Genomic DNA, 26982 nt, shown 5'->3' with positions numbered 1-26982 from the left:
ATGAGCTTCGTCAGGCAACACCTGATCTGGCTGGTCGTCGCCATTCTTGGCGCGTCTGCCTTTGCCACCGTTGCGCTTGCGCGCGGCGAGGCAGTCAGCGCGCTCTGGGTGGTGGTGGCCGCCGTGTGCATCTATCTGATCGCATATCGCTACTACAGCCGCTTCATTGCCGACAAGGTGCTCGGCCTGGACGGCACCCGCAAGACGCCCGCCTGGCGTCATAACGACGGGCTCGATTACGTCCCCACCAACAAGTACGTGCTGTTCGGCCACCACTTCGCGGCCATTGCCGGTGCCGGCCCCCTGGTGGGCCCTGTGCTGGCCGCGCAGATGGGCTATCTGCCGGGCATGCTGTGGATTCTGGCCGGCGTGGTGTTTGCCGGCGCGGTGCAGGACTTCATCGTGCTGTTCATCTCCAGCCGCCGCGATGGGCGCTCGCTGGGCGACCTCGTGAAGAGCGAGATGGGCACGGTGCCCGGCGTGATCGCGCTGTTTGGCGCGTTCCTCATCATGATCATCATCCTGGCCGTGCTGGCGCTGATCGTGGTGAAGGCGCTGGTCGGCTCGCCGTGGGGCACGTTCACCGTGGCCGCGACGATTCCCATCGCGCTGTTCATGGGCGTGTACGTGCGCTACATCCGCCCGGGCCGCATCGGCGAGGTGTCGATCATCGGCTTCGTGCTGCTGATGCTGGCCATCATCGGCGGTCAGGCGGTGCATGAGAATGCCGCGCTCGCGCCGCTGTTCACGTTCGACGGCAAGGCGCTGACGTGGATGCTGATCGGTTACGGCTTTGTCGCCTCGGTGCTGCCGGTGTGGCTGCTGCTGGCGCCGCGTGATTACCTGTCGACGTTCCTGAAGATCGGCACGATCATCGCGCTGGCCATCGGCATCCTGATCGTGGCGCCGAAGATGCAGATGCCGCAGCTCACGCAGTTCGCGGCCGGCGGTGGCCCGGTGTGGTCGGGCAACCTGTTCCCGTTCCTGTTCATCACCATTGCATGCGGCGCGGTGTCGGGCTTCCACTCGCTCATCTCGTCGGGCACCACGCCCAAGCTGCTGGAGAACGAAACACAGGCGCGCTTCATCGGCTACGGCGCGATGCTGATGGAATCGTTCGTCGCCATCATGGCGCTGGTGGCCGCTTCGGTCATCAACCCGGGCGTGTATTTCGCGATGAATAGCCCAGCGGCACTCGTGGGTGCCACGCCGGATGCGGTGGCACAGACGCTGTCCACCTGGGGCTTCGTCATCACCCCGGATGTGCTGATCCAGACCGCCAAGGATGTAGGTGAAAACACCATCCTCGCCCGTGCAGGCGGCGCACCGACGCTGGCCGTTGGCATGGCGCACATCCTGCACCAGGTGGTGGGCGGTCAGACCATGATGGCCTTCTGGTACCACTTCGCGATCCTGTTCGAGGCGCTGTTCATCCTGACCGCCGTGGACGCGGGCACACGTGCTGGCCGCTTCATGCTGCAGGATTTGCTGGGCACGTTTGTGCCGGCCTTGAAGCGCACGGATTCGCTGGTCGCCAACCTGATCGCCACGGCCGCGACCGTCGCGCTGTGGGGCTACTTCCTGTACCAGGGCGTGGTCGATCCGCTGGGCGGCATCAACACGCTGTGGCCGCTGTTCGGCATCTCCAACCAGATGCTGGCCGCGATTGCGCTCACGCTCGGCACCTGCGTGCTGGTCAAGATGAAGCGTGACCGCTACGTGTGGGTGACGCTGCTGCCGACCGCGTGGCTGCTGATCTGCACGCTCACCGCCGGTTGGCAAAAGCTGTTCGATCCGGACCCGAAGATCGGCTTCCTGGCGCACGCCAACAAGTACGCTGGCGCGATTGCCGAGGGCAAGCTGTTGGCTCCGGCCAAGTCGGTGGCGCAGATGCAGCAGATCGTGCTGAACGATCGCATCGACGCCTTCCTGTGCGGCCTGTTCGTCCTGGTGGTGGTCAGCATCGGTTGGTACGGCGTGCGCACGGTGCTCAAAGCGCGCGCGGCGAACCGCCCGACCGTCAACGAAACGCCGTACGAAGTGCTGGGCGCCAACTAAAACTGAAGCTCAACACTGGTGAAGCGGCACGCCATGTACGTGCCGCTGTCTTGCAAGGAGCGCCCGCATGCGCGAACAAATCGAAACCCTCGGCCGCTACCTCGGCCAGGCGATGCGCCTGATGGTGGGGGTGCCGGACTACGACACCTACGTACGCCACATGCAGGAGACCCATCCCGGCCAGCCCGTCATGACGTACGAGGCGTTCTTTCGCGAACGCCAGGACGCGCGCTACAAGGGCCGCGTAGGCCGCTGTTGTTGACCACGGCAGATCGAACGCTGCAAAAACAAACCGCCGGTGCATGGAGCCATCCCGGCGGTTTTTTCATGCCTGCGCTACATGGATGGGCGCGCGGCCGTGGGCGGATCGCCATGCTTGGCCCGATAGGTCTTCTCCACCAGTTCGCGCAACTTGGCCAACGCGCCAATGTCGCCCTGTGCGGCGGCCTTGCCATACCAGTTCTTGGCTTGCTCGATATCCTGCGGCACCACGCCGGGTTCACCGCGCTCGTAGTAGCTGCCCACGATGTACTGTGAGGGCGCATCACCACCCTCCGCGGCCTTCCTGTACCAAGCGAAGGCGCGCCCGTAGTCGCGCAGCACGCCACGGCCGGTGAAGTAGTTGGTGGCCAGCGCACGCTGCGCTTCGACGTGTCCGCCAGTGGCAGCACGCTCATACCACTTGTTGGCTTCCTCCAGGGAGCGCGGTACCAGCTCGCCGCGCTCGTACAACTCACCGTAGGCAAACTGCGCGTGGGTCATCTGGTTATCGGCGGCGCGGCGCAGCCATTTGACGGCTTCTTCGGGGCGGGCGACGGTACCTTCGCCGCGCATCAGCATCATTGCGTAGTTGAATTGCGCAAGGCGGTTGCCGCGTTGCGCTGCCTCGGCAAATTCGTCGAAGGCGTGGCCGAATTCATTCTGCTCGTAGTGTGCGATGGCGATCTGGGTGAGGGCGGCGGCATCGCCCTGCGCATCTTTTGGCGAGGTCGCGGCAAGCGCGACCGGCATGGCCGCGCTCATCGCCAACACCAATACTGCCTGCAGCATGCGCGGGACTCTGCGCTGGGTCTGTCTGCTCATCGCGCGCTCCTCACCGGAAGATAACCCAGTGTAGCGCGCCAACCTGCTGCGCGCGGGTGCGCTCAAACTGCCACACCCAAACCCCACATGCATGCCAAGGCAATCAGGCTGCGCGCACCCGGTACACCGCCACGCTGCCGCGCCAGTTGGCGCCCCAGCGCACCACGCTGCCCTCGTGCAGCACAACACGATCGAGAATCAACAGCCCTACCTTGGACGCCAGCGCCTCAAAGTCACGGATGGTCAGCACGCGCACGTTAGGCGTGTCGTACCACTCGTACGGCAGCGATTCCGATACCGGCATGCGCCCGCGGAAGATCGACAGCCGGTGCGGCCAGTACCCGAAGTTCGGAAACGACACGATGCACTCACGGCCCACACGCAGCATCTCGCGCAGCACCTGTGCGGTGTTGTGGATGGTCTGCAGCGTCTGCGAGAGGATGACGGCGTCGAAACTATTGTCCTCGAACAGTGCCAGACCACCCTCAAGGTTCTGCTGGATCACCTGCACGCCCTTCTTGGCGGTGGCCAGCACACCGGCGTCGTCAATCTCGATGCCGTAGGCCTGCACGTCCAGCTCGTCCTGCAGCACGCGCAGCAGGCTGCCGTCGGCGCAACCCAGGTCGAGCACCGTGGAGTTCGGTTCGATCCAGCGGGCGATTGCGCGGAAATCCGCACGGTCAGCCAGGATGTTCGGCACCGCCGAGGGGGCACCAGCAGGGGGCAGCGTTTGCGTAGTCATGCGCCGATCTCCTGGGCGATGCGTTCGTAGTAGGCGCGTACCAGGGCGTGGTAACGCGCGTCCTCCAAGAGGAAGGCGTCGTGGCCATGCGGGGCCTCGATCTCGCCGTAGGTCACGCGGTGCTTGTTGTCGAGCAGCGCTTTGACCAACTCGCGGCTGCGCGCGGGGGCGAAGCGCCAATCGGTCGTGAAGCTGACGACGAGGTAGCTGGCCTGCGTGTGCGCGACAGCCTTGGTCAGGTTGCCGCCGTAGGCCAGCGCAGGGTCGAAGTAATCCAGCGCGCGCGTGATCAGCAGGTACGTGTTGGCGTCGAAGTACTCGGCAAACTTGTCGCCCTGATAGCGCAGGTAGCTTTCCACCTGAAACTCGACGTCGAACGAGAAGCGGATGTCTTCGGCCTTCAGTTCGCGGCCGAACTTGGACGCCATGTCCTCATCCGACAGATACGTGATGTGGCCGATCATGCGCGCCACGCGCAGGCCGCGCTTGGGCTTGACGTTGTGCGCGTAGTAATCGCCCCCGTGGAAGTCGGGGTCGGACAGGATCGCGCTGCGCGCCACCTCGTTGAAGGCGATGTTCTGCGCCGACAGCTTGGGCGTGGACGCCACCACGACGCAATGCCGCACGCGCTCCGGATACATCAGGCTCCACGCCAGCGCCTGCATGCCACCGAGGCTGCCGCCCATCACCGCCGCGAACTGCTTGATGCCAAAGCGATCGGCCACGCGCGCCTGGGCGTTCACCCAGTCTTCCACCGTCACCACGGGGAAGCGTGCGCCGTACGGGGCACCCGTCTCCGGATGCGGGCTCATCGGGCCGGTCGAACCGAAGCACGAACCGAGGTTGTTCACCCCGATGACGAAGAAGCGATTGGTATCCACCGGCTTGCCGGGGCCGACCATGTTGTCCCACCAGCCGACTTCGCCTTCCGCATGCACACCCGCCACGTGGTGCGAAGCATTGAGCGCGTGGCAGATGAGCACGGCGTTGGAGCGGTCGGCGTTGAGCGTGCCATAGGTCTCGACCATCAGGTCGTAGCCGGTGATCTGCGAGCCGTTGCGCAGCGGCAGCGGCTCGGCAAAGTGCATGCGCTCGGGCACAACCAGGCCGATGGCGTTGGCTGGTTTGCCCTTGTGTGCCGCTGGAGGAGGTGTCTCGGTCACTGCCGCAGCATCTGCGGAGGCCGCCTGAAGTTCTGTCATGGCACCAAAGAAAAAACCCGACCGGCAACGCTGATATCGCAACCAATCGGGTTCTCATGTGGCGCACGTGGGGCGCTTACCTTCACTACCCACGTTCTGACCGAACCTCTTTAGCCGCATTTGTAATGAGAGCCCGAACCACATTCGTGCAGCCAGGACTCCCGCGCGCCCGCAAGCCAGTCGTCAAATCGGCGCGTCAGGAAGTGGTGATTATAGAGCAAGCGCCGAACAATGCGGCCGTGCCGTTGTGTCGTCTCGTTATGCTCTGTCGAAAGCGCGGCGATCAATCAGCTGCGTCATGACCCAGCGTTGACGCCCAGCGCTCGGCCCAGGCATGGAGCGGCATGAGCAGTGCCTGCAGCTCCACGCATGCGTCGGTGAGGCGGTATCCGCCCTCGTCGTGATCGACCAGCCTCGCCGCACGCAACTCCTTGAGGCGCGTGTTGAGCACCGCCGGGTTGGTATCCGCCGCATCCTGCAACGCCCGGAAGTTCAGCGGGCCGGCGCGCAATTCCCAGATGATGCGCAGCGTGCCGCGACGGCCGAACAGGTCCAGCGCCGCCATGATCGGGCGGCCGGAATCCGAGCCGCGCACGGCCTGACCGGGAAGTGGCGTCTTCATGCTTTACTTTCCATAGCAAATTTTCTACGTTTACTATGAAAATCATAGCGCAGGAGACTGCATGGAAACCGCCCGTATTGCCCCGGCAACGCCGCCATTCGCTGCGTCGACCCAGAAAACCATCGACCAAGTCATGCGCGGACAACCGCCGCTGACGCTATTCACAACGCTGGCCCGCGACGAGCGACTGGCCGGCAAATTCTTCGCGGGCGGCCTGCTGGACAAAGGACACCTCAGCCTGCGGGACCGCGAACTCGTGATCGACCGTACCACCGCGCGCTGCGGCTCCGAGTACGAATGGGGTGTGCATGTCGCCATCTTTGGCGATGCCGCCGGCCTGACTGAAGCGCAGATCCGCTCACTGGTGCACGGCGATCCGACCGACGCCTGCTGGCAACCGCACGAGGCCACGCTGCTGCAACTCTGCGATGCCCTGCACGATGCCTGCGATATCGACGACGCGCTGTGGGCGCGCATGAAAGCCCACTACAGCGACGACGCTGTGCTCGAACTGCTGATGCTCGCGGGTTTCTACCGCACGGTGAGCTATCTCACCAACGTCCTGCGGCTGCCGCTGGAAGACTTCGCACGGCGCTTTCCATCAACGGAAAACGCCCCGGCCTGACCTTCGCCGCAAAGGCGAAGATCAAGCGCGGGGCGCACGTGCTGCTGTTCTGTGCCTGCTTACAGGCCGGCCATGTTGATGTACTTGATCTCTAGGTACTCGTCGATGCCGTACTTGGAACCTTCGCGGCCCAGGCCCGATTGCTTGACGCCGCCAAACGGCGCTTCCGCCGTCGAGATCAACCCCGTGTTGACGCCGACCATGCCTGACTCCAGCGCCTCCGACACGCGCCACGCACGGCCCAGGTCACGCGTGTAGAAATACGCGGCCAGGCCGAACTCGGTGTCGTTGGCAGCGGCCACTGCTTCATCCTCGGCGTCGAAGGGGATGAGCGCCGCCAGCGGGCCGAAGGTCTCTTCATGCGCGACCAGCATGCCGGGCTTGGCATCGACCACCACGGTCGGCTCGAAGAACGCGCCGCCCTGTGCGGACAGCGCATGCGGCTTGCCACCCACCAGCACGCGCGCACCTTGCGACACGGCATCGTCCAGATGCTGACGCACCTTGTCCATCGCACGCATGTGGATCAGCGGGCCCTGCTGCACGCCCGGCTCGGTGCCGTTGCCCACGCGCAATGCGCGCACGGCGTCGGCCAGCTTGGCGGCAAACGTGTCGTAGATGCCGCGCTGCACGTAGAAGCGGTTGGCGCACACACAGGTCTGGCCGGCATTACGATACTTGGCGATCATCGCGCCTTCCACGGCAGCATCGACATCCGCATCGTCAAACACGATGAAGGGCGCGTTACCGCCCAGTTCGAGCGAGAGCTTCTTGATGTCTTCCGCGCATTGGCGCATCAACAACTTGCCGACACCCGTGGAGCCCGTGAAGCTCAGCTTGCGCACGATGGTGTTGGAGGTCAGCTCACCGCCAATCGCCTGCGAGTCGCCGGTGACGACGGAGAGCAAACCCGCCGGCACACCCGCACGCACAGCCAGCTCGGCAAAGGCCAGCGCGGAATAGGGTGTCTCAAGCGCGGGCTTGACCACCATCGAGCAACCCGCCGCCAGCGCCGGGCCCACCTTGCGCGTCATCATCGCGATCGGGAAATTCCACGGCGTGATGGCGGCCGTCACGCCGATCGGCTCCTTGGTCACGACGATGCGGCGATCGCTCTGCGGCGCGGGAATCGTGTCGCCGTACACGCGGCGTGCCTCTTCGGCAAACCACTCGATGAACGATGCGGCGTAGGCGATCTCGCCCGCGGCTTCGGGCAGCGGCTTGCCTTGCTCGGCCGTGAGGATGGCAGCGAGATCCTGCTGGTGGTCCATCATCAGGTCGGCGAGCTTGCGCAAGATCTTCGAACGCTCGCGCGCCGGCACCTTGCGCCAGGCGCGCTGTGCAACCTGTGCGGCGTCGATGGCGCGGCGCGTTTCGGCCGCGCCCATGCCAGGTACGGTGCCGATCTTGCGACCGGTGGCGGGGTCGGTCACATCGCGCGTGGCGCCATCATCGGCATCGGCCCACGTGCCGGCGAGAAACGCCTGCGTGCGCCACAAGCCCGGGTCTTTGAGCGCGATCGGTGCAGCGGGTGCGCTCGACACATCAGTGCGGGTCATGCTGTCAGCCCTCCAGTGCGCGTTGCAAGATGACAAGGCCCTCTTCGAACACCGCATCTTCAATCGTGAGCGGGAACAGGAAGCGGATCACGTTGCCGTACACGCCGCACGACAGCAGCAGCAGGCCGGCGTCGAGCGCACGTTGCTGCACGAGCTTGGTGAAGTCGGCGTCGGGCTTGCCATCCGGCGTATTGAACTCCACAGCAACCATCGCGCCCACACCACGTACTTCGGCAATGCGCGGTTGCTTGGGCTTCATGGCGTTGAGTGCATCGACCAGACGTGCACCCAACGCGGCAGAGCGTTCGCACAGCTTCTCATCGGCAATGATGTCGAGCACCGCATGGGCTGCGGCCACGGCCAGCGGGTTACCCGCGTACGTACCACCCAGGCCACCCGGCGCCGGTGCGTCCATGATTTCCGCACGGCCAGTGACGGCCGACAGCGGCAGACCGCCGGCCAGCCCCTTGGCCATCGTCATCAGGTCCGGCAGCACGCCGGTGTGCTCCATGGCAAACAGCCTGCCAGTGCGGGCAAAGCCGGTCTGCACTTCATCGGCAATCATCACGATGCCGTGCTCATCGCACAGCGCACGCACGGCGCGCACGAAGTCGGCGGGCATCTGGTAGAAACCGCCCTCGCCCTGCACCGGCTCGAAGATGATGGCTGCGACTTGGCGCGGGTCGATGTCGGCCTTGAACAGGCGGCCGATGGCATCGAGCGAATCCTGTGTGCTCACGCCATGCAGCGCGACCGGCGCCGGCACGTGATAGATGCTGCCCGGGAACGGACCAAATCCCGTCTTGTACGGCACGACCTTGCCCGTAAGCGACATGCCCATGAACGTGCGGCCATGGAAGGCGCCCGTGAGCGCAATCACGCCCGGACGGCCCGTGTGCGCACGGGCGATCTTGATGGCGTTCTCAACAGCCTCGGCGCCCGTGGTGAAGAACGCGGTCTTCTTGGCGTGCGTGCCGGGCGTGACCGCATTCAGGCGCTCAGCCAACTCGACGGACGAGCCGTACGGCACGATCTGATACGCCGTATGCGTGAAGTGGTCGAGCTGCTCACGCACAGCCTGCACCAGGCGCGGATGACGGTGCCCCGTGTTGACCACGGCAATGCCGGCCGCGAAGTCGATGTAGCGGCGGCCTTCCACGTCCCAGAACAGGGCGTTCTCGGCACGTTCGGCATAGCGGTCGGTCATCACACCCACGCCGCGCGGGGTGGCAGCGAGGCGGCGGGCATTCCATTGGGCGTTCTGTTGCGGCGCTTGTTGCGGATCTCGGGCGTTCATGGCGTTGGGGTGTGTTGGGTCAAAAAAGATGCGATGGAGGCCAGTGTGGCAGTCATTGGCCCCGTACAATGAGACCCAATCGCGTTTTTCTGATGGAACCACTTCGGCTCCACAACCCGCCATGGCCGACCATTCCCCCGCTCACCGCGCCAGCATGCTGGTCGACTACCTGCAGCGCCGCTTCGACCGCGCCGACGCCAGCGGCGAGCCCGACCACCGCCGCCTATACCGCGCGCTGCAGGAGGGCATCCTGCGCGACGAACTGCAACCGGGCACGCGCCTGCCATCGTCACGCCAGTTGGCGACCGAGCTGGGCATCGCGCGCAACACGGTCATCCACGTGTACGAGCAGTTGGGCGTGGAGGGCTACGTGTCGGCAGGCGTTGGCAGCGGCACCTTCGTCGCCGATACCGCACCAGACCGGCTGGATGCCGCGCCTGTGCCAACGGCCCCCATCGCTGAGGTTGCGGAAGCCACTGAACCCATCGCACCGATGCTCTCCACGCGGGGCCGCGCACTGGTGCGCGATGCGGGTGCCAGCTCACGCCAATGGGGTGCCTTCATGCCGGGCGTGCCGGAAGTGCGGATGTTTCCCGCGCGCATCTGGTCGCGGCTGCACAACCGGCTGCTGCGCAAACCCTCGCCCGCGTTGCTGACGTATCCGGTGGGCGCCGGTTATCTGCCGCTGCGCACCGCGCTCGCCGACTACCTGCGCACTGCACGCGGTGTGCGTTGCGAGCCCGAGCAGATCATCATCACCGCGGGCATCCACCCGTCGCTCCAGCTCATCGCGCAACTGCTGTGCGATGCCGGTGACAGCGCCTGGATCGAAGATCCCGGCTACTGGGGCGTGCGCAGCGTACTCACCGCTGCGGGCATCCGCACCGTGCCGCTGCCGGTGGACGATGAAGGCATGCGCTTTGACGTGCCCGCACGCACGCGCCAGCGCGGCAAGCCGCCCAAGCTGATGGTGGTCTCGCCCTCGCACCAATACCCACTCGGTTCGGTGATGAGCCTGGCGCGCCGCCGCGCGCTGCTCGCAACCGCACACGCCACCGACGCGTGGATCGTTGAAGACGACTACGACAGCGAATTCCGCTACGGCAGCCGCCCATTGCCCTCCCTGCAAGGCCTGGATGAAGGTGGGCGCGTGCTCTACATGGGCACGTTCTCGAAGGTGCTGTTCCCGAGTCTGCGGATCGGCTATCTGGTGGTGCCGCCAGCGCTGGCCGATGCCTTTGCGACGGGGCTCTCAGAGATGTTCCGCGGCGGCCAGATCCTCACGCAGGCGGTGCTGGCGGACTTCATTGCGGAGGGCCATTTCGTCTCGCACATCCGGCGCATGCGCGGTGTGTATGCGGAGCGGCGCGAAACGCTGCTTGCCTCGATCGCCAACGAGTTCGGCGAGTCGCTGCCCGTGCATGACGGCGCATCGGGCCTGCACCTCGTGCTCGGGCTGCCGGCCGGCACCAACGACGTGGCCGTTGCGGACATGGCGCTCGCCAATGATGTCGTCACGCGCCCGCTCTCGCGTTACTACCAGGACGATGCACGTCGCCAGCCCGGACTTCTGCTCGGCTACGGTCACGTGGAGACCGAGCACATTGCTGCGCGTTTTCACACGCTGGCGGAGGCGGTGCGAACGATCGGTTGAGCGCAAAAAAACCCCGCAGATGCGGGGCTTTTTTCTTGAGCGATCCGGTCAGGCCAACAGCACGCGCAACTGCGCCTCAACACCCTCCATCGGCGACTTGCGGAAGCCGCTCTTGGCGTACCGGTGCCAACGCCCCACCACCACGCAGACGATCAGGTTGGCACGCGACGCGATATCGGTATCGGCCGGCCATGCACCCTGGGTGACGGCCACGCGCAGGCTCTGCTTGAACGAGGCTTCGATGCGGTCCAGACACTGCGCCATGCGCTCGGGCAGACGCTCATCCTCACCGACCAGCGCCTCGCCCACCAGCACGCGCGTCATGCCCGGGTTCTTGTCGGCGAAGGACAGCAGCATGTGCGCAATGGCATGCGCCTGGCGCAGGCCGTGCTCTTCGCGCAGGGTGATCTGGTTGATAAGGCCAAAGACGGTCTGTTCGATGAATTCGATCAGACCTTCGTACATCTGCGCCTTGCTGGCGAAATGTCTGTACAACGCCGCTTCGGAGACGTCCAGTTTGGCAGCCAGGCCCGCCGTGGTGATCTTCTCGCCACGCGGTTGTTCGAGCATGCCTGCCAGCGTCTGCAGGATCTGCACGCGGCGCTCGCCCGGGCGGGGGCGCTTGCGTACGGGTGTGGCTTCAATAGGCGCTTCCGTAGCCAGCTCGGCCGTCGGAAACCCCGTTTGCGCGTTGCTCATGACTTCCTGGCCCCTCTCCCGTTCTGCACACGGAAGCTAAGTAACCGCCTAGCCGCGTCGAACAAGCCTTCGTTTTAGTTGAAGCACCGATTTTACTTTCACGCTGACATAGCCGGGCCGGTTGGCGAACAAAATCGGTGCGGCGGCCGGCTGATGTGGCGAATTTGCACGCGCGCCCATCGCCGCCACTTGCATTGGATGCAAAGCCTCGGCAGCCGATTGTGAAGACAACGATGCCGCACCGGGCGCCACCCGGCGCAGGTAGCCCGTCACCCACACGGTGCCAATGCCAAGCCGGCGATATCGCTTGAGGTGCGAAAGCGTGTCCTCCACCAGGATCGCACGCGACGGCGCAATGCGTTCGCGCGCCAGCAGCCGGCGCAGCATCAGCGGATCGGGTTTCGGGCGCAGGCGCCGGTGCACCCACATGTGCTCGACGGCAATCTCACGGGCAAACGCGCGCTTCAGGCCGATCAGGCGCACCACCTCACGCGCATAGGCGACGGGGGCGTTGGTCAGCAGGATCTTGCGCCCGGGCAGTGCGCGCAACAGTTGGGCTAGGCCGCGCTCGGCACGCACCATGGCGCGCAGATCGTCAAAGTGATGCGCCTGGGCAAGGAAGTCATCGGGGTCGACGCCATGGTGGCGGACCATGCCGAGAATGGTGGCACCGTAGCGGCGCCAATAGTCCATGCGCACCTGGCTAGCGGTGGCGTCGTCCGTGCCGAGCACGCGCGCCACGTAGGCCGTCATCAGCCGGTTGATCTGCGGAAAGATCGCGTGCGAGGCGTGGTGGAGGGTGTTGTCGAGGTCGAACAGCCATACCGGCTGTTGCTTGGGTGGCTTGGGCGCCACCACCTCGCGGGGCCAAGCGCGCGTCGACAGTCTGGTTCGGCGCGCCCGGGCCCCTCGGGTGATATGCATCAATGCGAGCGGATCATCGTGCCGAACGCCTGTTCGGTCAGGATTTCCAGCAACAGCGAGTGCTCGATGCGGCCATCAACGATGTGCACCGAGTTCACGCCGCTCTTGGCTGCATCCAGCGCCGACGAGATCTTCGGCAGCATGCCGCCCGAGATCGTGCCGTCGGCAAACAGCTCGTCGATCTCGCGCGCCGACAGGTCGGTCAGCAGGTTGCCCTGCTTGTCCATCACGCCGGGGATGTTGGTCATCATGACCAGCTTCTCGGCCTTCAGGATCTCGGCCATCTTGCCGGCCACCACATCCGCGTTGATGTTGTAGGCCTGGCCCTCGTCAGAGAAGCCGATGGGCGAGATGACCGGGATGAACGCGTCATCCTGCAGCGCCTTCACCACGGCCGGGTTGATCGTCTCGATGTCGCCCACGTAGCCGATGTCGATGAACTGCCCGGGGTTCTCGCGATCCGGCATCTTCAACTTCTTGGCGCGGATCAGGCCGCCGTCCTTGCCGGTCAGGCCGACCGCCTGGCCACCGTACTGGTTGATCAGCATGACGATGTCCTGCTGGACTTCGCCGCCGAGCACCCATTCGACCACTTCCATGGTCTCCTCATCCGTCACGCGCATGCCCTGGATGAAGGTGCCTTGCTTGCCAACCTTCTTCAGCGCTTCGTCGATCTGCGGACCGCCGCCGTGCACCACCACCGGGTTCATGCCGACCAGCTTGAGCAGGATCACGTCGCGCGCGAAACCGTGCTTGAGCTTCTCTTCCGTCATGGCGTTGCCGCCGTACTTGATGACGATGGTCTTGCCGTGGAACTTGCGAATGTAAGGCAGAGCCTGCGCGAGAATTTCAGCCTTCAGCGCCGGCGCAATGTGCGCGAGTTCGGGGTCGAGGCCAGCAGGGTCGGGGGCAGCAACAGAAGCGTTCATGTCGGAGACATCCGGGATTGAGCGGACGGATTAGACGAATTGGGCGGGTATGATGGAGCGCCGAATGTCGCGTGCTACACAAAAGCGTTGCAGCCCATTTTCGGCAGGCGGGATTTTACAAGAAAAGCCGGCGCAGTCTGATGGCGCACCTTGCGTACCGGCCATACCGTTGCAGACACAAAACACCATTCACCCGACATGGCCATCGCCCCCGATCAACTCAATGCCCTGCGCCCGCACCTGCTGCGCTTTGCGCAACTGCAGTTGCGCGATACCGCGCTGGCCGAAGACGTGGTCGCCGACACCATCCTGGCCGTGCTAGAACACCCCGAGCGCTTTGCCGGCAACGCGTCACTCAAGACGTACGTGATCGGCATCCTCAAGCACAAGATCATCGACGAGATCCGCTCGGGCCGGCGCGAAGTGCGCGTCTCGCTGCTCGCCGGTGGCGGGTCGGATGACGCCGAGCAGCGCTCCGACGAAGCCGTCTTCGACAGCCTGTTTGCCGCCGACGGCCATTACGTGAGCCCGCCCACCGACTGGGGCAACCCGGATGCTGCGCTGTCGCGGCGCGAGTTCTTCGACATCCTGCAGATGTGTGTCGACCGCCTGCCGCCACGCGTGGGGCGCGTGTTCATGATGCGCGAGTGGCTGGAGCTGGAGACCGACGAAATCTGTCAGGAACTGGAGATCACCGCGACCAATGCCTGGGCGCTGCTCTATCGCGCCCGCATGCGCCTGCGCGAGTGCCTGGATCTGCACTGGTTCGGTAACCAGCCTGCAGCCGCATAAACCGCGCAGAAGAGGAACAGGAACACTATGCCGAACCGTTGGGGAATGCTCACCTGCAAGGAAGCGCACCGCGTACTGGTGTCGAAGATGGACCGTGACCTGTCTACAGGGGAGCGCCTGCGCCTGCGCGTGCATCTGTTTGCGTGTGATGCATGCACGCGGTTCTCGCACCAGATGGGCTTTCTGCGTCAGGCCATGCACAAGCTCGGGCAAGACGACGAGGGGAGCGGTCGCTCGTGAACCCGTTGGCCGCCAACACTGTGTGCGCCATCTGCGGGGCGGCACTGCGCTGCGGGGTGATCGGCAACGGCACACAGCCTGACGCAACCTGCTGGTGCATGACGGAAGAGAAGCTGCCAGCCAGCGCGCGGCGCCCGGGACAGGGTTGCCGCTGCCAGCACTGCCTGCGCCAGGCGATTACGCAGGCGCACGCCGCGTCGGAATCGAACTAGCTGTCTTTGTTGTCGTCGCCCAGCGTGCGCAGTGCGCGGCGGACGTCGGCCCGGCCGCGCTGACGTTCAGCGTGACTGCCCTCAACGTGGGCGCCGGCCTTGCGGCCACGGGCGAGTGGCACCAGGAAGTTGCGCGGGCGCGCGGTGCCAGCCTTGGTGGAAGGCTCGATACGGAAGGTGAATTTCTGGCGAGTGCTCAGCGTCTTGTTAGCCATACCGGATCTCTGTCTCGGTCGGCCCGCAGCAACACCCGCCGCAAGCCATCAATGTTTGTGTTCGCCGCCGTGGTTCATGGCGGGCATGTTGCCGGCGGTGAAGTCGCGCACCTTGGCCTCGACCTTTTGCTCAACGACGCGCTTGTCGGCCAGCTCCACCTTGAGCGTGATGGGCACGATGGCGTCCTTGACCAGCGGCTGCTTCACGTCCATCAGCATCACGTGGTAGCCGCCCGGCTTCAACTGCACGGCTTGGCCCTTGGGCAGGTCCAGCGACGGCAGGGCGCGCATGCGCATCACGTCGCCGTCCATCTTCATTTCGTGAATCTCGGCCGTGCCCGCCACCGGGGTGGACACGCCCACCACCTTGGCGCCATCAGCAGATTGCAGCGTCATGAACGCGCCACTGGAGGTCTGGCCCGGCACCGTGCCGCGCACCCAGGCGTCCTGCACCGTGACCTGTGCAAAGGCGGCGGCGCTGACCAGCAGGCCTGCGGCCATCGCGGCCAGACGGGCGGAAGTACGGATCGATCGGGACGTCATCATGAAAGGCTCCTGTCGGGACAAACGTGCTGCGCATTAAAGCACAGCACCTGCGGGGAGATAACTTGGGTGCACAATTGTGCGGCCGATTGACGCATCGCCGCACAGAGAACCGCGGGGTGCGCACGTTTACACTTCTCCACCATGCTTTCCACCCTGTCTCTTGCCGCGCCGCTGCTGGATACGTCCAGTCTACGCCGCCTGTTCTGGCTGCGATGGAGCCTGCTCGCCACCCAGTTGATCCTGATGCTGCTGGCGCCGCAGGTTTTCGGCGTGCAGTTGCCGGTGGTGCCGCTGCTCATGGTGATGGGCCTGCACGCGCTGTTCAACCTGGCCACTGGCCTGCGCATGCGCAGCGAGCGGCCGGTGCGCCATATCGAGATCACCGTCCAACTGCTGGTGGACCTCACAGCGCTCTCCGCGTTGCTGTACTTCACCGGCGGCGCGACCAACCCGTTTGTCTCGTTCTACCTGCCTGCGCTGGCGATTGCCGCAGCCCTGCTGCCGATCGCCCACGTGGTCGGCCTGACGCTATATGCGCTGGCGGCCTACAGCATGATGCTCGGCAACTACATCCCGCTGAATCTGCTGAACCAAGCCGACGCGGTGCCGTATCACCTGGCCGGCATGTGGATCGACTTCGTGGCCAGCAGCGCGATGATTGCCGGCTTCACGGCGCGCCTGTCGGCCGCACTGCGCGAGAGCGACGCACAACTCACCGAGGCGCGCGAACGCCTGCTGCGCGATCAGCGCGTCGAAGCGCTCATGTCGCAAGGCGCCAGCGTGGCGCACGAGATGGGTACGCCACTGTCCACCGTGGCCGTCATCACGGGGGAGCTGCAGCACGATGCAAAGCAGCCCGATTCACCGCTCGCGCCGTACCGCGAGGACCTGCGCGCCATCGAGCAGCAGCTTGAGCTGTGCCGCGCCGCGCTCGCCCGGTTGCAGCGCAAGCCCAACGATGGCGCGCCCGAGCCGCTCGGCCAATGGCTGCCGGAGTTCACCCAGACCTGGCAATTGCGCCACCCGGATATCCGCCTGCACACGGAAAGCTCACCGGCAGCGCAAGCGGTGGAGTTGGACCCCGTGTACGTCGGCCAGATTCTCACCATCCTGCTCGACAACGCCGCGCGCAGCCAGCAACAAGCCAAGCGAGACCAGGTGCCGCTGCTGCTCACCGTCAAGATCGATGCCACCCCCGATGTGCTGCGCGATGCCCCGCCGCAGATCGTGCTGTCCATCGTCGATACGGGCCTTGGTTTGCCCGAAGACCTGCGCACATCGCTGGGCCGTACGCCGGTGCGCAGCAAGCACGGCGGTCACGGCATCGGTGTCTATCTGGCCGCGACTACGGCCCGTCGCCTGGGCGGCACCGTGGTGCTGCGCCCCAACCCGCCGCAGGGTGCGATTGCCGAACTCCGGCTGCCGGTTGGCGGTCCGAAGGAAGAATCCGCCGCACCCATCATCGGCGCGCCCACCCTGTTCACATAAGAGCGACCGCTCAAGCGTGGCCCTCGCGGCCCGGAGATCCACATGCAACAACCCGCCCCCTTCCTGATCCTCGACGACGACGACGTCTTTGCGCAGACCCTGGCGCGCGCCCTCACGCGCCGCGGCTTCGCTCCGCAGATCGCACATACCGGCGGCGAGGCGCTGTCGCTGGCACGCCAGACGCGCTTTGCGTACGTGACCGTTGACTTGCACCTGGCTACCAGCGACAAGGGCCTGATGCCCCACGGCGGCACGGATTCGGGCCTGCACTGGATCGCCCCGCTGCGCCAGGCACTGCCCGACGCGCGCATGCTGATCCTGACCGGCTACGCGAGCATCGCCACCGCTGTGCAGGCCGTGAAGCTCGGTGCGGACGAGTACCTCGCCAAGCCGGCGAACGTCGATTCGATCCTGCTGGCGCTGCAGGTGGGCGTATCGGAAGCCGTGGCCGAGCAGACCATGGAGAACCCCGCGCCGCTGTCGGTCGCGCGGCTGGAGTGGGAGCACATCCAGCGTGTGCTGGCCGAGCACGGCGGCAATATCTCCGCCACTGCGCGGGCGCTGAACATGCATCGGCGCACGCTGCAGCGCAAGCTGGGCAAGCGACCTGTTGCCAAGTAAGAACGCTGGCAAGCGATATCGCAATCGTTTCGGAAAGACTGACGCCCCTGCTTCCATCGCCCCAACGCCAATGGCCGAGGGTGTAAAGATGGAAACAGGGGCGTTTTCAAGCATCCGCACCAAATTCAATCAGTGCGCTTGCAGATGCTGCGCTATTACCTGCAGCACCACGCTTGGCAGTAGCTGCCGTAGCAGCCTGCGTGCGCAACCTGCGCGCCGAGCATGAGCGTAGCCAGCATGAGACCGGTGAAGACTTTTTTCATGAAAATACTCCGTCAACTATCATGAAAGAAATGGACGGCGCTTTAAAGAAGGGCTGATCGCCCTTTCAAACTCCGCCCTCGATTGCACAAACTGTGCATCTCGATTGTTTTTCGATGCTTCACACCAATCAATCGTGAGGCACAAAAAGCGATAAAGCATTGCTGCCCGGCCTATAGGCATCGCTCACTATCGGAAAAATCTGACAAGCCCCCCCACGAGAGCGCGTCAATGTCGCAATGGAAAACGGGCCGCATCGTTTGCCGATGCGGCCCGTTTTTCTTTTCTCGCTCGACTACGCTTTACAGCACGTAGCGCGACAGATCTTCGTTGCCCGACAGCTCGCTCAAGCGCTCATCGACATACGCAGCATCGATGGTCACCGTTTCGCCCGAGGACTTGTGCGCGTGGAACGACAGATCTTCCAGCAGGCGCTCCATCACCGTGTACAGGCGGCGCGCACCGATGTTCTCGACCTTCTCGTTCACCGCGCAGGCGATCTCGGCCAGGCGGCGAATGCCGTCGTCCGCGAACACGAGGTCCACGCCTTCGGTCTTCATCAGCGCCTGATACTGCTTGGTCAGGCTCGCATCCGTCTGCGTGAGAATCGCGCGGAAGTCATCCACCGACAGCGAATCCAGTTCCACGCGAATCGGGAAGCGCCCCTGCAGCTCCGGAATCAGATCACTCGGCTTGGACAGATGGAACGCGCCCGACGCGATGAACAGGATGTGGTCCGTCTTGATCATCCCGTACTTCGTGTTGACGGTCGTGCCTTCCACCAGCGGCAGCAGATCGCGCTGCACGCCCTGACGCGACACCTCGCCGCCGCCGTACTCGCTGCGGCTGGCGATCTTGTCGATCTCGTCCAGGAACACGATGCCGTTCTGCTCGACGTTGGCCACCGCCTTCTGCTTGAGCTCATCTTCGTTCAGCAGCTTGGCGGCCTCTTCGTCGATCAGCAGCTTGAACGCCTCGGCCACCTTCATCTTGCGGCGGTTCTTTTTGCCCTGGCCCAGGCCCGCGAACATCGAGCGGATCTGCTCGGTCATGTCTTCCATGCCGGGCGGGCCCATGATGTCCATGCTGGGGGTACCGGCCGACACTTCGAGCTCGATCTCCTTGTCGTCGAGCTGGCCCTCGCGCAGCTTCTTGCGAAACGCCTGGCGCGCGTTGGAATCCTTCTCTTCCGGCTGCGAGAAACCGATGTCGCGCGGCGGCGGAATCAGCACGTCGAGGATGCGATCCTCGGCCGCGTCTTCCGCCTTGGCGCGCACCTTCTTCATCTCGGATTCGCGCGTCTGCTTGACAGCCATCTCGGCCAGATCGCGCACGATGGTGTCGACGTCGCGGCCGACGTAACCGACTTCAGTGAACTTGGTCGCTTCGATCTTGATGAAGGGCGCATCCGCCAGCTTGGCCAGGCGGCGGGCGATCTCGGTCTTGCCCACGCCGGTCGGCCCGATCATCAGAATGTTCTTGGGCGTGATTTCCTGGCGCAGCGGGTCACCCACCTGCTGACGGCGCCAGCGGTTGCGCAGCGCCACGGCCACGGCCTTCTTGGCCTTCTGCTGGCCGATGATGTGCTTGTCGAGTTCGGAGACGATTTCCGACGGCGTCATGGTTTCAGACATGGGAATCCTGTGCAGAGCGAGACCGCTTACTCGAGTGTCTCGATCACGAAATTGGTGTTGGTGTAGATGCAGAGTTCGCCGGCGATCTTGAGCGATTTTTCCACCACGTCGCGGGGGCTGAGGTCGGTGTTCTCCACCAGCGCCTTGGCCGCCGATTGCGCGTACGAACCGCCCGAGCCAATCGCAGCGATACCACCTTCCGGGTCCAGCACGTCGCCGTTACCAGTGATGATCAGGGTCGTTTCGCGATCTGCGACGATCAACATGGCTTCCAGATGGCGCAGCGCGCGGTCGGTACGCCAGTCCTTGGCGAGATCGACAGCGGAGCGCAGTAGGTTGCCCTGGTGCTTCTGCAGCTTGGCCTCGAAGCGGTCGAGCAGCGAGAACGCATCGGCGGTGGCGCCGGCAAAACCGACCAGCACCTTGCCATCATAGATGGCGCGCACCTTGCGAGCCGTGCCCTTCATCACGATGTTGCCCAGCGTGACCTGGCCGTCGCCGCCGAGCGCGACTTGGTTGCCGCGCCGCACGCTGACGATGGTGGTGCCGTGATACTGTTCCATGCGCTTGTTCCTTGGGGTCCGGCCTGAGCCGGCCCACTGCGGGCCGGTCAAAGAGTTCCATACTTGACGCCAGCCCCCAGGATTTCAAGCCTGATTTGCGCAGCTGCGCACAATTTTTGTGCGCGCCGCATCGCTTCTCGGATCGTCAGTGCGTGACGTCGAACGCGTAGGTGCGCTCATCCAGACGCGGCACCACGGTGTAGCCCTTGCGCGCGGCCCACACGTTGATGTTGAAGTACAGCGGAATCACCCCGTTGTCGCGCATGCCGATTTCCGTAGCCTCCTGCAGCAGCTTCTCGCGCTTGGGGTCGTCGATGGTCTGCAGCGCTTCGGCAAGCTTGGCGTCCAGCGCTGGATTGGAATAGCGTCCGCGGTTGGAGGCGCCCCAGCCACGCGCCGGGTCATAGGTCGCCAGCAGTGCCTTCAGGCTGGAACTGGCTTCGCCCGTATCGGCGCCCCAACCTGCCTGCAGGAACGAAAAGTCCAGCTTGTTGGCGCGCGTAAAGAACGTCGCCGACGGCATCGCCTCCACCTTGGTCGCAATGCCCACGCGCGACAGCATCGAAGCGATCACCTGGGCGACACGGTCGTCGTTCACGTAGCGGTTGTTGGTGGCGTGCAGCGTGATAGCAAAGCCATCGGGATAGCCCGCCTGGGCAAGCAGTTTCTTCGCGGCGGCCGGGTCTGCCACCGGCGCCTTCAGGCCCGGCACATGGCCGAACAGGGCGCTGTTGACAAGTTGCCCGGTCGGCTCGGCTGCGCCTTCCATCACACGGTCGACGATGGCCTGGCGCGAGATCGCCAGCGAAATCGCCTGACGCACGCGCGGGTCCTTGAGCGGGTTCTTCGCCAGCGGCTTGCCGGCCCTATCGGTCACGAACGGCGACACATCGCGGTTCGAATCCAGGTGCAGATACATCATGCGGAACACCGGCATCTTGAACACCGATACCGCCGGATCGCTCGATAGCTTCTTGATGTCCGACGTCGGCACGTTCTCGATGACCTGCACGTCGCCGGCCAGCAGCGCCGCCACGCGTGACGGATCGGCCGTCATGATCCGCAGCGTCACGCGCTCCCATTGCGGTTTCTTGCCCCAGTAGCCGTCAAAGCGCGTCAGCTCCAGGCGATCGCCCTTGGCGAACGAGACAAACTTGTACGGCCCCGTACCGATCAGCGCGCGGCCGTTGTTGAAATCTTCCGGCCCTGCCTTCTCGGCCGCCTTCTTCGACACGATGTAGATGGTCGACAGATCGTTCGGCACCAGCGGATACGGCCCGTTGGTGGTGATGCGCACGGTCAGCTTATCGACCGCCGTCACCTCCTTGAAGCCGCGCGTGTAGATCGTGAACGGCGACGGGCTGTTCTTGATGGTGGCCGGACGCGCCAGCGAGTAGAGGACGTCAGCCGAGGTGAATTCGCTGCCGTCATGGAAATGCACACCGGGGCGCAGCTTGACCTCCCACACCGTGTCGCTCACGGCCTTCCACGAAGTGGCCAGGCCGGGCTTCATGCGCATCTTCTCGTCCTTGGCGATCAACGTCTCGAACATGTGTTCGGCGACGTTATCGTTGGGCGTGACGTTGTGGAAGTGCGGATCGAGTGAGGTGATGTCGCCGGACAGACCGACCACCAGCGTGGTGGGTGGCGCAGCCTGCGCGGCAAGCGGTGCGGCGGTAACGAGAGACAGTGCAGCGACCAAACTCGCGGCGCGCAACAGACGCAGAACCGGCATGACGACTCCCCGATGGTTCGTTATGAAAACAAAACGTTCGGGGATTGTCAGGACCGGATGACACCGGTGTCAATGTCGATGTAGCAGGGGGTCTGCGTGCTCAGTGATGGTGCCCGCAATCGCAGTCGTCACCATGCTGGTGATCGTGGCCTTCGTCATCGTCAAACACGTCGTGATCGTCGAAGGCCCAGGCGGGGAAGGGATCGGACAGCGCGGCCCAGGCTTCGGAACCAGCGGCCATTTCTGTGGCGCTCAACAGGCACGTATCGAGCTGCGCGATGAGCGCGGCTTCGTCCAGATCGGTGCCGATGAAGACGAGTTCCTGACGGCGGTCGCCCCACGGCGCGGGCGCACCGTTGTCGTGCAGCTTGTCGATGATGTCGGCACGGGCTTCTTCCTCATCGGGCCACTCAGCCTCATCCACCGCGGCCCACCATGCGCCGGCACCGCCGTGGCGCATCACGCCGCCGGCCTGGCCCCAGCTGCCGGCCGTGTCCATGCGCGACGCCAACCAGAAATAGCCCTTCGAGCGCAGCACGCGGCCGTGTTCGCGCAGCCATTCGGTGTGCATCAGGTCCCACAGGCGCTGCGGGTGGAACGGCACGCGACGGCGATAGACGAAGCTGCGGATGCCGAGCGCATCCGTCTCGGGCACGTGCTCACCGCGCAGCTCTGCCAGCCATGCGGGGGCGGCGGATGCAGCATCGAAATCGAAGCGGTGCGTGTTGAGAATCTCGTCCAGCGGCACCTTGCCAAACGATGCCGGCACGATGCGCGCACGCGGGTTCAGCGAATGCAGAATGCCCGCCAGACGCGCACGCTCAGCTTCGCTCACGAGGTCGATCTTGTTGAGCACGATCACATCGCAGAACTCGACCTGTTCGATCAGCAGGTCGACTACGGTACGGTCGTCGTCTTCATCGCGTGCCTGGCCACGGTCGGAGAGGAAATCCGCCGCATCGTAGTCGGCCAGGAAGTGCTGGGCATCGACCACCGTGACCATGGTGTCCAGGCGTGCGAGGTCGGACAGCACGTCGCCCTCGGCGTCTTCAAACGTGAAGGTCTCGGCAATCGGCAGCGGCTCGGCCACGCCGGTCGATTCGATCAGCAGGTAGTCGAAGCGGTCTTCGCGAGCCAGCCGCGCGATCTCATCCAGCAGGTCTTCGCGCAGCGTGCAGCAAATGCAGCCGTTGGACAGTTCGACCATGCGCTCGTCAGTGCGCGAGAGCTGGGCGCTGGTGGCGGTGCCGTCGCCGACGAGCTGCGCGTCGATGTTGACGTCCGACAGGTCGTTGACGATCACGGCCACGCGTTTGCCCTCGCGGTTAGCGAGCACGTGGTTGAGCAGCGTGGTCTTGCCGGCGCCCAGGAAGCCGGACAACACGGTAACGGGAAGCGGACGGGACATGGTCGGTGGCCTTAGTTGGTGGCCTAACAAAGCAAACAGCCCGGTGGATGACCGGGCTGCGGATTCAGACGAATGCGACGCGCGCGTCAATCACCCATCAACTTCTGGCGCTTTTCGCGGCGCTCTTGCGCCTCCAGCGTCAAGGTGGCTGTCGGGCGGGCGATCAGGCGCGGCACGCCGATCGGCTCGCCGGTTTCGTCGCAGTAGCCGTAGTCGTTGGCATCGATGCGGGCGATCGACTGCTCAACCTTCTTGAGCAGCTTGCGCTCGCGATCTCGCGTACGCAGCTCCAGCGCGTGCTCTTCCTCAATGGTGGCACGGTCAGCCGGGTCCGGCACGATCACCGTCTCGCGCAGGTGCTCAGTGGTCTGGTTGGCATTCGCGAGAATTTCGTCGCGCATTTTTACAAGCCGGTCCTTGAAGAAGGCGAGTTGCGCCTCGTTCATGTAATCCTTTTCGCCCATCTTCAGGATTTCGGCTTCGGTGAGTAGTTTCTTGCTGCTCATGGTTGCTGCGGATGATCCTGGTAAATCGCGCGCCGTGTCGGCTGTCGCGTCGTCCTCGCGCGGGGATGCGCCGGACTCGTTCTGGCTGGCGGCGGACTTGCCGCCCCGCGCGCCTCCTGTTGCCTTGCCCGCAGCGGCACCCCCTGCCGCTTTTTTTCGGGTGGCTGGCGCAGCCTGGGCTGCAGCCGACTCCGTATTGGACCGCAAGGCGCCGCCGTTGGCGCCGCGTCCGTCCTTGTTCTTTGTCACCATCGCCTGCTCCTCCTATCGGACGTGCTTCGGACGACGTGCCTCGAAATCGACCTATTGTAGCTGAACGATCTTACCCGAACTATCGGATAAACACGGACAGGAAAATCGGCCCGAAAATACCGAATCCGCTCACTGGATCGATAAAAACGGGCGGAATACTACCGGATATGGGCGCACTCAGGCCAGGCAGTTCTCCAATCCTTTCAAAATTGTTTCGCGCGGCAGATCCACCCCGATGAAAACCATGCGGTTGCTGGGTTTTTCGCCATCCCACTTGCCGCCCACGTCGCTGCCCATGAGCTGGTGCACGCCCTGGAACACGACCTTGCGGTCGACGCCTTCCATATAGAGCACGCCCTTGTAGCGCAGCAGCTTTTCGCCATAGATGTTCAGCACGCCGGAGAGGAATTCCTCCAGCTTGGTGTAGTTGAACGGGCGGTCGCTGCGGAAGACGAACGAGGCGATGCGGTCGGTATGGTGCGCGTGACCATGATGGTGGTGATGGCCGTGACCATGGTCGTGGTCGTGATCGTGATCACAGTCGGCCGAGCAGGCGTGGTCATGATCGTGGTTGTGATCATGATCGTCTTCGCGCAGGAAGTCGGGGTCGATCTCCAGCTTGGCGTTCAGGTTGAAGCCGCGCAGGTCGAAGATGGTGTCGATCGGCGTTTCGCCAAAGTTGGCGGCGCGGATCGGCGCGCGCGGGTTCATGTGCAGCAGGCGGTGGCGCAGGGCGTTCACATCGTCGGCCGAGACCAGATCGCTCTTGGTGATGAAGATGGCGTCGGCAAAACCCACCTGGCGCTGCGCCTCTTCCTGCTTGTCGAGCTGCATGTTGCCGTGCTTGGCGTCGACCAGCGTGATGACGGCGTCCAGCAGGTAGCGGCTGGCGATCTCGTCGTCCATGAAGAAGGTCTGCGCGACGGGGCCCGGGTTGGCCACGCCGGTGGTCTCGATGACCACGCGATCGAACTGGATCTGGCCGTTGTCGCGGCGCGTGAGCAGGTCGGACAGGCCGGCCACGAGGTCGCCGCGGATGGTGCAGCAGATGCAGCCGTTGCTCATCTGCACGATCTGCTCGCTGCCGTCCTGCACGAGGATGTCGTTGTCGATGTTCTCTTCGCCGAACTCGTTTTCGATCACGGCGATCTTCATGCCGTGCTGTTCGGTCAGGATGCGCTTGAGCAGCGTGGTCTTACCGCTGCCGAGAAAGCCCGTCAGGATGGTGACCGGGATCATTTTGGACATGAGGCGTTTCCTAGTTGTTACCTGGAGCCAGCGGCGCAATCGGCGCAGCAGCCCTTGATGGTGAGTTCAGCGTGGTCGGCCGCGAAGCCCGCGGGCAGGGCGGCATCCAGCATGGCGGGCATGACAGGCGCTGGGGCCGTCTCCAGGCAGAAATCCCGCCCGCATTGCGTGCAGTGAAAGTGACTGTGTGAGCGATGCGCCGCTTCGCGCGCGGCATCGTGCTCGGCCAGGCTGAAGCGGAAGACGCGGTCCGCGCCGGCCGTCTTGTGGACGATGCCACCGGCCGCCAGCCAATCGAGCACACGGTAGACCGTGACGCGGTCGATGCCTGAGTCGTCCGGCAACGCGTCGCACACGGCTTGGTGCGAAAGCGGCTCAGCCCCCTGCATCAGTGCGGCCAGTACGCGCACGCGCGGCTCGGTCACACGGCTGCCCAGGCTGCGCAGGCGGGTGCGTGCGGCCGCATCGGGCGAATCGGGTTGCTGAGTGGCGAGATCGTCTCGCGAGGCCTGGGTGCGCATGCGCGGGATTGTCCCACGGCCGGAGGGGTGCTGCAATTGAGTTGCAACTGGGCGGCCTTGCACCGCCCAGGGTTTTTCAACGCGTTAGGTGGCAAACACCAGGCACACCGGCGTCGGCACCTTGGCCACCACCACGGGCTGATCCAGCTTGCCGGTCTGCGGGTCAATGCGCAGCCGCAGGATCGTGTCGCCCTTCTGGCTGAGCGCGTAGAGATGGTTGCCGTCGGCAGCCATCGTCATTGCACGCGGGAAACGCAAACCCTCGCCCCAGTATTGGATGGCGGTGAGCTTGCCCGAGGCGTCGATGCTGAAGGCGGCCACGCTGTCGGCCAGCGGGTGATCCGACTTCAGCTTGCGATTACTGGCGTACAAGAAGCGCCCGGACGGGTGCATCAGCAACTCCGCACCGCTCTTCTGGCCGGTGTAGTCGGCGGGGGTGGCGGAGATGCGCTGGCGCTCTTCCAGCACGCGACCGGTGTCCGCGTCATAACCGTGGCACGCCACGGTGCCGTCGAGTTCATTAATGACATAGAGCAGCTTGCCCTGCGGATGCAGCGCCAGATGGCGTGGCCCGCTGCCGGGCTGGAGTTGCGCCCGGTCACGCGGGGCCAGCTTGCCCCGCTCGATGGCGAACACGTTGATGCGGTCGGTGCCCAGGTCGGTGCCGATCACGTGCTTGCCCGCCGGGTCGAACAGCATCATGTGCGCATGTGGCGCCTCCTGCTCGGGGCGTGGGCCGGCACCGGTGTCCTTGAAGATGCCGGATACGTCGCCCAGCTTGCCGTCCGCGCCGATCGGCAAGAGGTTGTACGCACCGCCGCTATAGATTGAAACCGCTAGGTAACGCCCATTCGGCGACACCACCACGTGCGCCGGATTCGTGCCCGACAGCGACAGCGGCTGCCGGTTGAGCAGCGTCAGCTTGCCATCGTGCGGGTCGATGGCGTAGGCCTCGGCACTGCCGTTGGGGCGACCCTCGTAGACCTCGAGCTCGTTGATGGCGTATAGGAAGCGCTGATTCGGGTGCACCGCCAGGAACGACGGATTGGCGCTTTCGACCACCTGCACCTGCGTCCACGCATCGCCACGCGGGGCGAGCACGTAGATGCCGCGAGCGGGCGGGCCGCCAGCAGTACCGCCCGGCGCGTTGAACGTATAGGTGCCGACGTAGGCAAAGCGCGGCGAGCGCGCAGCGCCGGCAGGTTGTGTACCGGAGGCGGCGGGCTGCTCGCCCGCCTGGGCCATCACGGTTTTGGGGAGAGCGCCCAGCAAGGGCAGGCTACCGGTCCACTGCATGAAGGTTCGACGATTTGGCGAATTGCGGTTAGGGCGATTGGTCATGGATA

The 26982-nt window shown here is 64.6% G+C and carries 29 protein-coding genes; 10 read left to right on the top strand and 19 right to left on the bottom strand.

Annotated features, from left to right (window positions below):
- Both ACS13N_RS08120 and ACS13N_RS08115 read left to right on the top strand, forming a co-directional pair.
- On the top strand, positions 1-2058 hold the full coding sequence (locus ACS13N_RS08120; protein WP_438931177.1) for a carbon starvation CstA family protein: 2058 nt from the start codon (positions 1-3) through the stop codon (positions 2056-2058).
- A gap of 67 nt (positions 2059-2125) precedes the next feature.
- Positions 2126-2320, top strand: coding sequence for a YbdD/YjiX family protein (locus tag ACS13N_RS08115; RefSeq protein ID WP_438931176.1), 195 nt, complete (start codon positions 2126-2128; stop codon positions 2318-2320).
- 74 nt (positions 2321-2394) lie between these two features.
- Here the strand turns inward: ACS13N_RS08115 and ACS13N_RS08110 are convergent, their stop codons facing one another.
- From ACS13N_RS08110 to ACS13N_RS08095, 4 genes are all read right to left on the bottom strand, one after another.
- Positions 2395-3141, bottom strand: coding sequence for a tetratricopeptide repeat protein (locus tag ACS13N_RS08110; protein WP_438931175.1), 747 nt, complete (start codon positions 3139-3141; stop codon positions 2395-2397).
- A 103-nt stretch (positions 3142-3244) separates the two neighbouring features.
- Positions 3245-3883 carry a methionine biosynthesis protein MetW gene (gene metW / locus ACS13N_RS08105; protein WP_438931174.1) on the bottom strand — a complete coding sequence of 213 codons (639 nt, stop codon included), beginning with the start codon at positions 3881-3883 and terminating at the stop codon, positions 3245-3247.
- Complete coding sequence (gene metX / locus ACS13N_RS08100; RefSeq protein ID WP_438931173.1) at positions 3880-5085, bottom strand: homoserine O-succinyltransferase MetX; 1206 nt, start codon at positions 5083-5085, stop codon at positions 3880-3882. The genes metW and metX overlap by 4 nt, the downstream gene beginning before the upstream one ends.
- A gap of 283 nt (positions 5086-5368) precedes the next feature.
- Positions 5369-5707, bottom strand: coding sequence for a winged helix-turn-helix transcriptional regulator (locus ACS13N_RS08095; RefSeq protein WP_438931172.1), 339 nt, complete (start codon positions 5705-5707; stop codon positions 5369-5371).
- A gap of 61 nt (positions 5708-5768) precedes the next feature.
- On the opposite strand from ACS13N_RS08095, the gene ACS13N_RS08090 reads away from it, so the two are divergent.
- The gene (locus ACS13N_RS08090) at positions 5769-6332 is read left to right on the top strand and encodes a carboxymuconolactone decarboxylase family protein (protein ID WP_438931171.1); all 564 of its coding nucleotides are present in this window, start codon (positions 5769-5771) and stop codon (positions 6330-6332) included.
- 59 nt (positions 6333-6391) lie between these two features.
- Here ACS13N_RS08090 and ACS13N_RS08085 read toward each other — a convergent pair whose 3' ends face one another.
- Positions 6392-7891 carry an NAD-dependent succinate-semialdehyde dehydrogenase gene (locus ACS13N_RS08085; protein ID WP_438931170.1) on the bottom strand — a complete coding sequence of 500 codons (1500 nt, stop codon included), beginning with the start codon at positions 7889-7891 and terminating at the stop codon, positions 6392-6394.
- 4 nt (positions 7892-7895) lie between these two features.
- Positions 7896-9188: a 4-aminobutyrate--2-oxoglutarate transaminase gene (gene gabT, locus ACS13N_RS08080; protein ID WP_438931169.1), complete on the bottom strand. Its 1293-nt coding sequence runs from the start codon at positions 9186-9188 to the stop codon at positions 7896-7898.
- A gap of 154 nt (positions 9189-9342) precedes the next feature.
- On the opposite strand from gabT, the gene ACS13N_RS08075 reads away from it, so the two are divergent.
- Entirely contained in the window at positions 9343-10842 is a 1500-nt protein-coding gene (locus ACS13N_RS08075; protein WP_438932813.1) for a PLP-dependent aminotransferase family protein, read from the top strand.
- A gap of 48 nt (positions 10843-10890) precedes the next feature.
- Here ACS13N_RS08075 and slmA read toward each other — a convergent pair whose 3' ends face one another.
- From slmA to argB, 3 genes are read right to left on the bottom strand one after another with little or no spacing between them, the layout of a single operon-like run.
- Entirely contained in the window at positions 10891-11541 is a 651-nt protein-coding gene (gene slmA / locus ACS13N_RS08070) for a nucleoid occlusion factor SlmA (RefSeq protein ID WP_438931168.1), read from the bottom strand.
- Between the two features lie 48 nt (positions 11542-11589).
- Entirely contained in the window at positions 11590-12465 is an 876-nt protein-coding gene (locus tag ACS13N_RS08065) for a pyrimidine 5'-nucleotidase (protein WP_438931167.1), read from the bottom strand.
- A complete protein-coding gene (argB, locus tag ACS13N_RS08060; protein WP_438931166.1) occupies positions 12465-13394 on the bottom strand; it encodes an acetylglutamate kinase in 930 nt (309 codons plus the stop codon). Before argB ends, ACS13N_RS08065 begins: the two co-directional genes overlap by 1 nt.
- Positions 13395-13592: 198 nt before the next feature.
- Between argB and ACS13N_RS08055 the strand changes: the two genes are divergently transcribed.
- The 3 genes from ACS13N_RS08055 to ACS13N_RS08045 are packed head-to-tail and all read left to right on the top strand — an operon-like array spanning position 13593 to position 14638.
- The gene (locus ACS13N_RS08055) at positions 13593-14186 is read left to right on the top strand and encodes a sigma-70 family RNA polymerase sigma factor (RefSeq protein ID WP_438931165.1); all 594 of its coding nucleotides are present in this window, start codon (positions 13593-13595) and stop codon (positions 14184-14186) included.
- Positions 14187-14213: 27 nt separating this feature from the next.
- Positions 14214-14426 carry a zf-HC2 domain-containing protein gene (locus ACS13N_RS08050; protein ID WP_438931164.1) on the top strand — a complete coding sequence of 71 codons (213 nt, stop codon included), beginning with the start codon at positions 14214-14216 and terminating at the stop codon, positions 14424-14426.
- Entirely contained in the window at positions 14423-14638 is a 216-nt protein-coding gene (locus ACS13N_RS08045) for a cysteine-rich CWC family protein (protein ID WP_438931163.1), read from the top strand. Before ACS13N_RS08050 ends, ACS13N_RS08045 begins: the two co-directional genes overlap by 4 nt.
- Here the strand turns inward: ACS13N_RS08045 and ACS13N_RS08040 are convergent.
- Positions 14635-14853: a hypothetical protein gene (locus ACS13N_RS08040; protein ID WP_438931162.1), complete on the bottom strand. Its 219-nt coding sequence runs from the start codon at positions 14851-14853 to the stop codon at positions 14635-14637. The two genes, ACS13N_RS08045 and ACS13N_RS08040, sit on opposite strands and share 4 nt — an antisense overlap.
- Before the next feature lie 48 nt (positions 14854-14901).
- Positions 14902-15396 carry a copper chaperone PCu(A)C gene (locus tag ACS13N_RS08035; RefSeq protein ID WP_438932812.1) on the bottom strand — a complete coding sequence of 165 codons (495 nt, stop codon included), beginning with the start codon at positions 15394-15396 and terminating at the stop codon, positions 14902-14904.
- A 144-nt stretch (positions 15397-15540) separates the two neighbouring features.
- Here ACS13N_RS08035 and ACS13N_RS08030 point away from each other — a divergent pair, with 144 nt between their 5' ends.
- The 3 genes from ACS13N_RS08030 to ACS13N_RS08020 all read left to right on the top strand — a co-directional run bounded on the left by ACS13N_RS08030 (position 15541) and on the right by ACS13N_RS08020 (position 17828).
- The gene (locus ACS13N_RS08030) at positions 15541-16887 is read left to right on the top strand and encodes an ATP-binding protein (RefSeq protein WP_438931161.1); all 1347 of its coding nucleotides are present in this window, start codon (positions 15541-15543) and stop codon (positions 16885-16887) included.
- Between the two features lie 42 nt (positions 16888-16929).
- Positions 16930-17508, top strand: coding sequence for a response regulator transcription factor (locus ACS13N_RS08025; RefSeq protein ID WP_048934372.1), 579 nt, complete (start codon positions 16930-16932; stop codon positions 17506-17508).
- A 173-nt stretch (positions 17509-17681) separates the two neighbouring features.
- A complete protein-coding gene (locus ACS13N_RS08020) occupies positions 17682-17828 on the top strand; it encodes a hypothetical protein (protein WP_438931160.1) in 147 nt (48 codons plus the stop codon).
- Between the two features lie 243 nt (positions 17829-18071).
- Here the strand turns inward: ACS13N_RS08020 and hslU are convergent, their stop codons facing one another.
- The 8 genes from hslU to ACS13N_RS07980 form a co-directional block, all read right to left on the bottom strand.
- Entirely contained in the window at positions 18072-19403 is a 1332-nt protein-coding gene (gene hslU / locus ACS13N_RS08015) for an ATP-dependent protease ATPase subunit HslU (protein ID WP_438931159.1), read from the bottom strand.
- Between the two features lie 26 nt (positions 19404-19429).
- Positions 19430-19966: an ATP-dependent protease subunit HslV gene (hslV, locus tag ACS13N_RS08010; protein WP_064806025.1), complete on the bottom strand. Its 537-nt coding sequence runs from the start codon at positions 19964-19966 to the stop codon at positions 19430-19432.
- Between the two features lie 145 nt (positions 19967-20111).
- The gene (locus tag ACS13N_RS08005) at positions 20112-21701 is read right to left on the bottom strand and encodes an ABC transporter substrate-binding protein (RefSeq protein ID WP_438931158.1); all 1590 of its coding nucleotides are present in this window, start codon (positions 21699-21701) and stop codon (positions 20112-20114) included.
- A gap of 100 nt (positions 21702-21801) precedes the next feature.
- Entirely contained in the window at positions 21802-23109 is a 1308-nt protein-coding gene (zigA, locus tag ACS13N_RS08000) for a zinc metallochaperone GTPase ZigA (RefSeq protein ID WP_438931157.1), read from the bottom strand.
- A gap of 86 nt (positions 23110-23195) precedes the next feature.
- Positions 23196-23867, bottom strand: coding sequence for an RNA polymerase-binding protein DksA (gene dksA, locus ACS13N_RS07995; protein ID WP_438931156.1), 672 nt, complete (start codon positions 23865-23867; stop codon positions 23196-23198).
- A gap of 177 nt (positions 23868-24044) precedes the next feature.
- Positions 24045-25115 (bottom strand): CobW family GTP-binding protein, encoded by a 1071-nt coding sequence (locus ACS13N_RS07990; protein WP_438931155.1) that lies wholly within the window; start codon positions 25113-25115, stop codon positions 24045-24047.
- Positions 25116-25132: 17 nt separating this feature from the next.
- Entirely contained in the window at positions 25133-25636 is a 504-nt protein-coding gene (locus tag ACS13N_RS07985; RefSeq protein WP_438931154.1) for a Fur family transcriptional regulator, read from the bottom strand.
- A gap of 84 nt (positions 25637-25720) precedes the next feature.
- Positions 25721-26977: a lactonase family protein gene (locus ACS13N_RS07980; RefSeq protein ID WP_438931153.1), complete on the bottom strand. Its 1257-nt coding sequence runs from the start codon at positions 26975-26977 to the stop codon at positions 25721-25723.
- Positions 26978-26982 lie beyond the last annotated feature (5 nt).

The organism is Ralstonia sp. 24A2, assembly GCF_051783885.1.
Taxonomy (GTDB): Bacteria; Pseudomonadota; Gammaproteobacteria; order Burkholderiales; family Burkholderiaceae; genus Ralstonia.
The sequence above is the reverse complement of the archived record's forward strand: the minus strand, read 5'-3'. Positions and strand labels throughout refer to the sequence as shown.